This window comes from Mesorhizobium sp. M4A.F.Ca.ET.090.04.2.1, from assembly GCF_003999085.1.
In the GTDB taxonomy this organism is placed as follows: Bacteria; Pseudomonadota; Alphaproteobacteria; order Rhizobiales; family Rhizobiaceae; genus Mesorhizobium.
This window is the reverse complement of sequence record NZ_RZOT01000366.1, coordinates 1-6,151: the sequence shown is the minus strand read 5'-3', so window position 1 is coordinate 6,151 and position 6,151 is coordinate 1. Positions and strand designations below refer to the sequence as shown.

The window sequence follows — 6,151 nt, the reverse complement described above, 5'->3', positions numbered from 1 at the left end:
TGACGACAGGTTCCGAGCCGTCGGCGGTGACGATCAGCGACGGCACCGGGCGGCCGAGATAGTCGCGGACCTCGGCGATGGTCGCGGTGCCGAGGTCGCCGCCGTCGAGATGCTGGTCGGCAATGACGATGTCGGGCACCCAGTCGGTGTCGCCGAGGAGATCGAGCGCATCGTCGGTCGAGGTCGCGGCGCGCACCTGGCACTGCCAGCGTTCGAGCAGGAAGGTCATCGCCTGCAGTACGTCGGCATCGTTCTCGACCAGCAAAACCTTGGTGCCGAACAGGCCGTAGCCGCGCGGCCGCTCCAGATCCGCCGTGCTGACGATCGCGTCGGCCGCGGCCCCCATGCCGACCGGAACGTCGATGTGGAAGATGGTGCCACGGCCGAGCTTCGACGAGAACGTCACGGGATGGCCGAGCGCCGCCGCCATGCGGCGTACGATGGCGAGGCCCAGTCCCAGCCCGCCGCCGGAAAGCCCGGTGTCGGTGAGCGCCGTGCTACCACGATGGAACTCCTCGAACACCGCCTCGCGCTGGTCGTCGGCGATGCCGCAGCCGGTGTCGGCGACGTCTATGCGGATGATATCGCCGCGATGCCTGGTGCCGACCAGCACGCCGCCGGAGCGGGTATAGCGCAGCGCATTGGACAGGATGTTCTGCAGGATGCGGCGCAACAGCGTGCGGTCGGAGCGCACCAGGACATGGACCGGCCGGAATTTCAGCGACAAGCCCTTCTTCTCCGCCTCCGGCAGGAAGTCCGAACGCAGCGAGGAAAACAGCGCCTCCAGGCTGACATCGCCGATCTCGGGCTGCACCACGCCGGCGTCGAGCTTGGAGATATCGAGCAGCGTGCGCAGTAGGTCCTCCATGGTCTCCAGCGAGCGCTCGACCTGGCGCACAAGCTTCTTGCCTTCCTCGCTGGTCTGCACTTCGGCCAGCGCCGAGACGGAGAGATGGGCGGCGTTCAGCGGCTGCAGCACGTCGTGGCTGGCGGCGGCCAGGAACCTGGTCTTGGAAAGGTTCGCCAGCTCGGCGGTTTCCTTGGCGGCGATGAGGTCGATGTTGGTCTGCTCGAGCCGGCGCAGGGTTGAGTGCAGCTCCTCGGTGCGGTTGCGCACCCGGTTCTCCAGCGAGATCGCGGTCTGGAACAGCGAGAAGGCATTGCCCTGCTGGTCCATCGAGCGCTCGACGCGGCTGACGAGGGCGGCGTTGATCTTCTTCAGCTTTTCGAGGTCGTTGATATCCCGGAGCGGCATGGGGCGGCCCGCGCGCTATTCGGCGGCCAGGCGATCGCCGAAGGCGATGCCGGTGAAGGTCTGGTTGAGGTGCATCGAGCGGTACTGTTCGCCGTAGGTGCCAAAACCGATGACGTTGTTGACGCGGTAGAGTTCGGAAATATCCCTGAACACCTGGCGGTTGCGCGCGTCGAGCCGCCGCAGCACGCAGTCGAAGCCGAGGATCATGTCGATGCCGCCCAGCCGCTCCCGGACGTCGCTGAGCGCGGCGCGCGTCGCCTCCACCATGTTCTTCGGCTGGGCGATGGAGAGCACGACGCCGTCGTCGATGGCGCAGAAGAAGGAGAGCGAGCCGTCGGCATGCATCCTCTGGATCGAGCGGCAGTAATATTCGCCGCGCACCTTCACCACCACCGGATGCGAGGCGAAGCTCAGCGGCGTCAGCGTATGCGGCAGGATCCCCACCGAGGCGGCATATTCCTCGGCGGCGTTGACGGCGTTGAATTCGCGCACGATGCGGTGATCGGGGTCGGAAGCGGTCACCACCAGCTTCTCGTCGGTGGGGATGAAATTGTCGGTCTTGAAGACGTGGAAGGGGATTTCGGTGGCGATCAGCATGATGATGGCGCTGTCGGAGGTGACCTTGCCGTTCGAGATCAGCGTGGTGGTCTCGAATTTGAGATCGTCGCCCGCCGAGCCGCCGATCAGCGGAATGCCGTCGAGCCCCCAATGGATGGCCGACGTCACTGCCTCCTCGGCATAGGACAGCCCGTCGATGAAGCAGAGCGCGAAGGTATCCTTGGCCCGTTCGTGCCCGACGCGGCCGCGCAGCGAGCGCCTGAGCGCCGCCACCTCGCCGGTGATCCTGTCCATGCCCGAGGAAGAGAGATTGTCGACCATGATGCTGGCCGTCGCGAACGAGGCGGAAGGCAGGAGCAGGGCAAGGATGTGGCCTTCCTCGAGGCCTTGCGGCGTGATTTCGCCTGCGGTCGAGCAGCCGGCATAGGCAAGCGCCGGCGCATGCTCCGTCAGCGCTTCCGACAGCACCCCCGCATCGACCAGGCTTTGGGAGAAGAACAGCAGCGCGAAGCCGGCGTCGATCGCCGCGGATTCCGCCGCGACCGCACGGGCAAAGGCGCCGGCGTCGGGCTCATCCGTGGTGAGCGCCGAGAGGCCGCATGCATAGCGCGTGCGCGAACTGGCCAGCTGCCTTCTCCTGCGTTTTCCTCCGACGTGTTTTTGTGCGCGTCGGGCGCGCGGCGTCGAAGGCATTGTTGTCTTCAAGGGGAGGCTTCGGCAATGGGCCGCCCCCCTCCGGCGTGACCGAAAGTACAATATGCGCCGTTTCGGGCGAACTGCATTCTCGCGCCGTGGAGGGGCTCGGTGTACTTTTTCCCGCATTTCTGTGCGGCATCAAGCAAACAGCCGGCGCGCCGGGAGGAAACGGCGCCAGGACACCAAGGCAAAAAATACCCAGGGAGGTTTCATGTCGGACATATCGTTGACGGTGAACGGCAAACGGGTCAGCGGCGCCGTCGAGGACCGCACGCTTCTGGTTCATTTCCTGCGGGAGGTTCTCGGCCTCACCGGGACGCATGTCGGCTGCGACACATCGCAATGCGGCGCCTGCATAGTGCATCTCGATGGCAGGGCGGTGAAGTCCTGCTCGATGCTGGCGGCGCAGGCCGCGGGGTCGAGCGTGGTGACGATCGAGGGGCTCGCCAACGGCGCCGACCTGCACCCGGTGCAGGCCGCGTTCAAGGAGCATCACGGTCTGCAATGCGGCTTCTGCACGCCGGGCATGATCATGACGGCGACCGACATGATCGCGCGCCATCCGGAAGGCCTCGACGAGGCCACGGTGCGCGCCGAGCTCGAAGGCAATATCTGCCGCTGCACCGGCTACCACAACATCGTGAAGGCGATCCTCGCCGCCTCGAAGGCGATGTCGAAGGGCGCCAAGGGCAAGGCGAAACAAGCTGCTTGATAGGGGAGTAAGGGAGTAGGGCAGTAAGGGAGTAGGTGAGTACGCCGTACCGAACCCGCTGCCGATTTCCCTACTGCCTTACTCCCTTACTGACCTACTCCCCTAAATTCCGGAGGAATTGCTAATGGGCATTGAAGGTGTTGGCGCCCGGGTGGCGCGCAAGGAAGACAAGCGGTTCATCACCGGCGCCGGCCGCTATGTCGACGACATGGTGGTTCCCGGCATGAAGCATGCCGCGTTCGTGCGCAGCCCGCACGCGCATGCGCAGATAAAGAAGATCGACGTCAAGAAGGCGCAAGCCATGCCGGGCGTCATCGGCGTCCTGACCGGCAAGGAGCTCAAGGCCGACGGCATCGGCAACCTCATCTGCGGCTGGATGATCCATTCCAAGGACGGCACGCCGATGAAGATGGGCGCATGGTCGCCGCTGGCCGTCGACAAGGTCCGCTATGTCGGCGATGCGGTCGTCATCGTGGTGGCCGAAACCAAGGGCCAGGCGCGAGACGCGGCCGAAGCTGTCGAGATCAGCTACAAGGAACTGAAGGCGGTGGTCGACGCGACCAAGGCGCTGGAGAAAGGCGCGTCGCAGATCCATACCGAAGCCGAGAACAACCTGATCTTCGACTGGGAGATCGGCGACGCCAAGGCGGTCGACGCGGCGATCAAGGGCGCGGCGCACGTCACCCGCATGAAGATCGTCAACAACCGGCTGGTGCCCAACGCGATGGAGCCCAGGGCAGCGCTTGGCCACTACGACAAGGCCGAGGATCACTACACCTGCTGGACGACATCGCAGAACCCGCATGTCGCGCGGCTGGTGATGAGCGCCTTCTACAACATCGCGCCGGAGAACAAATTGCGCGTCATCGCCCCCGATGTCGGCGGCGGCTTCGGCTCGAAGATCTACATCTACCCGGAAGAGATCGTCTGCCTGTGGGCCTCGAAGAAGACCGGCGTGCCGGTGAAATGGGTCGCCGACCGCACCGAGAGCTTCCTTTCGGATGCGCATGGCCGCGACCATGTCTCGACGGTGGAGATGGCCTTCGACAGGAACAACCGCATCACCGGCCTCAAGGTCGACACGATCGCCAATCTTGGCGCCTACATGTCGCTGTTCTCGTCCTGCGTGCCGACCTATCTCTATGCCACGCTGTTGTCGGGCCAGTACGACATCCCGGCGATCCACGCCAACGTTCGCACCGTCTACACCAACACGGCGCCCGTCGATGCCTATCGCGGGGCAGGGCGGCCGGAAGCGACCTATCTGCTGGAGCGCACGATGGAGACCGCCGCGCGCGAGCTCGGCGTGTCGCCGGCGGAGCTTCGACGCGCGAACTTCATCACATCCTTCCCGCACCAGACACCGGTGATCATGAACTATGACGCCGGCGACTATGGAGCCTCGCTCGACGCGGCGATGAAGGCATCGGACTATGTGGGCTTTGCCAAGCGTAAGGCCGCAGCCGCCAAGCAAGGCAAGCTGCGCGGCATCGGCATGAGCTGCTATATCGAGGCCTGCGGCATCGCGCCGTCGGCGGCGGTCGGCTCGCTCGGCGCCGGCGTCGGCCTGTGGGAATCAGCCGAGGTGCGCGTCAACGCCGTCGGCACGATTGAGGTGCTGACCGGCTCGCACAGCCATGGCCAGGGCCATGAGACGACCTTCGCGCAACTGGTCAACCAGCGCTTCGGGGTGCCGATCGACAGCGTGTCGATCGTCCATGGCGACACCGACAAGGTGCAGATGGGCATGGGCACCTACGGCTCGCGCTCGGGCGCAGTCGGCATGTCGGCGATCTCCAAGGCGCTCGACAAGGTCGAGGCCAAGGCGAAGAAGATCGCCGCGCATCTGCTCGAGGCCGACGAGAGCGACATCGTCATCGAAAACGGCGCGTTGAAGGTCGCCGGTACCGACAAGAACGTGCCGTGGTTCCAGATGGCGCTCGCCGCCTACACCGCCCACAATCTGCCGGCAGGCATGGAACCGGGCCTCAAGGAGACGGCGTTCTACGATCCGGCCAATTTCACCTTCCCGGCCGGCTGCTACATTTGCGAGGTCGAGATCGATCCGGAGACCGGGTCGACCGAGATCGTCCAGTTCGTGGCCGCCGACGATTTCGGCAACATCATCAACCCGATGATCGTCGAGGGCCAGGTGCATGGCGGCATCGCCCAGGGCGTCGGCCAGGCGCTGCTGGAAGGCGCCTACTACGACGCCAGCGGTCAATTGCTGACGGCGAGTTATATGGATTATACGATGCCCCGCGCGGACGACCTGCCGTCGTTCAAGGTCTCGACCTCGAACACGCCCTGCCCGAGCAATCCGCTGGGCATCAAGGGCTGCGGCGAGGCCGGTGCCATCGGCTCACCGCCGGCAGTGATCAATGCCATCACCGACGCCATCGGCATCGCCGACATCGCCATGCCGGCATCGCCCTCCACGGTGTGGACCGCGATCCGTTCGAAGACCAAGCACTGAGGGAGGGAGCAAGCATGTATTCGGTCAACTATCACCGCGCCGCCTCGGTTGCCGAGGCCGCCAAGCTGCTGAAGAACGGCGATGCCAAGCTCCTGTCGGGCGGCATGACGCTGATCCCCGCCATGAAGACGCGGCTCGCCGCGCCCTCCGACCTCGTCGACGTGTCGCGGCTGAAGGACCTTCAGGGCGTCAAGGTGTCGGGCAAGACGGTGACCATCGGCGCCGCCACCACGCACCATGATGTCGCCAATGACGAGAAGCTGAGGAAGGCCTGCCCGGCGCTCGCCCATTTGGCCTCGCTGATCGGCGACCCGGCCGTGCGCCACAGAGGCACCATCGGCGGTTCGATCGCCAACAACGATCCGGCGGCCGACTATCCGGCGGCACTGCTGGCGCTGGGGGCCACGATCGTGACCAACAAACGCGAGATCGCCGCCGACAAGTTCTTCAAGGG

At 65.2% G+C, this 6,151-nt stretch carries 5 protein-coding genes; 3 read left to right on the top strand and 2 right to left on the bottom strand.

Annotation, left to right across the window (positions count from 1 at the left end):
- Together EN781_RS22830 and EN781_RS22825 are read right to left on the bottom strand one after the other, a co-directional pair.
- Positions 1–1,255 (bottom strand): hybrid sensor histidine kinase/response regulator (locus EN781_RS22830; protein WP_145965584.1); only part of this gene is annotated, 1,255 nt, incomplete at its 3' end.
- Positions 1,256–1,270: 15 nt separating this feature from the next.
- Positions 1,271–2,506, bottom strand: coding sequence for an FIST signal transduction protein (locus EN781_RS22825; RefSeq protein WP_126054173.1), 1,236 nt, complete (start codon positions 2,504–2,506; stop codon positions 1,271–1,273).
- Between the two features lie 214 nt (positions 2,507–2,720).
- Between EN781_RS22825 and EN781_RS22820 the strand changes: the two genes are divergently transcribed.
- From EN781_RS22820 to EN781_RS22810, 3 genes are all read left to right on the top strand, one after another.
- Entirely contained in the window at positions 2,721–3,221 is a 501-nt protein-coding gene (locus EN781_RS22820; RefSeq protein ID WP_126054174.1) for a (2Fe-2S)-binding protein, read from the top strand.
- Between the two features lie 124 nt (positions 3,222–3,345).
- Positions 3,346–5,697 carry a xanthine dehydrogenase family protein molybdopterin-binding subunit gene (locus EN781_RS22815; protein ID WP_126054175.1) on the top strand — a complete coding sequence of 784 codons (2,352 nt, stop codon included), beginning with the start codon at positions 3,346–3,348 and terminating at the stop codon, positions 5,695–5,697.
- Positions 5,698–5,711: 14 nt separating this feature from the next.
- On the top strand, positions 5,712–6,151 hold a 440-nt coding region (locus EN781_RS22810; RefSeq protein ID WP_189347750.1), incomplete at its 3' end, for an FAD binding domain-containing protein.

Coding starts and splice junctions, on each gene's coding strand:
- EN781_RS22825 (WP_126054173.1), bottom strand. CDS start 2,506: ATGCCTTCGACGCCGCGCGCCCGACGCGCACAAAAACACGTCGGAGGA.
- EN781_RS22820 (WP_126054174.1), top strand. CDS start 2,721: ATGTCGGACATATCGTTGACGGTGAACGGCAAACGGGTCAGCGGCGCC.
- EN781_RS22815 (WP_126054175.1), top strand. CDS start 3,346: ATGGGCATTGAAGGTGTTGGCGCCCGGGTGGCGCGCAAGGAAGACAAG.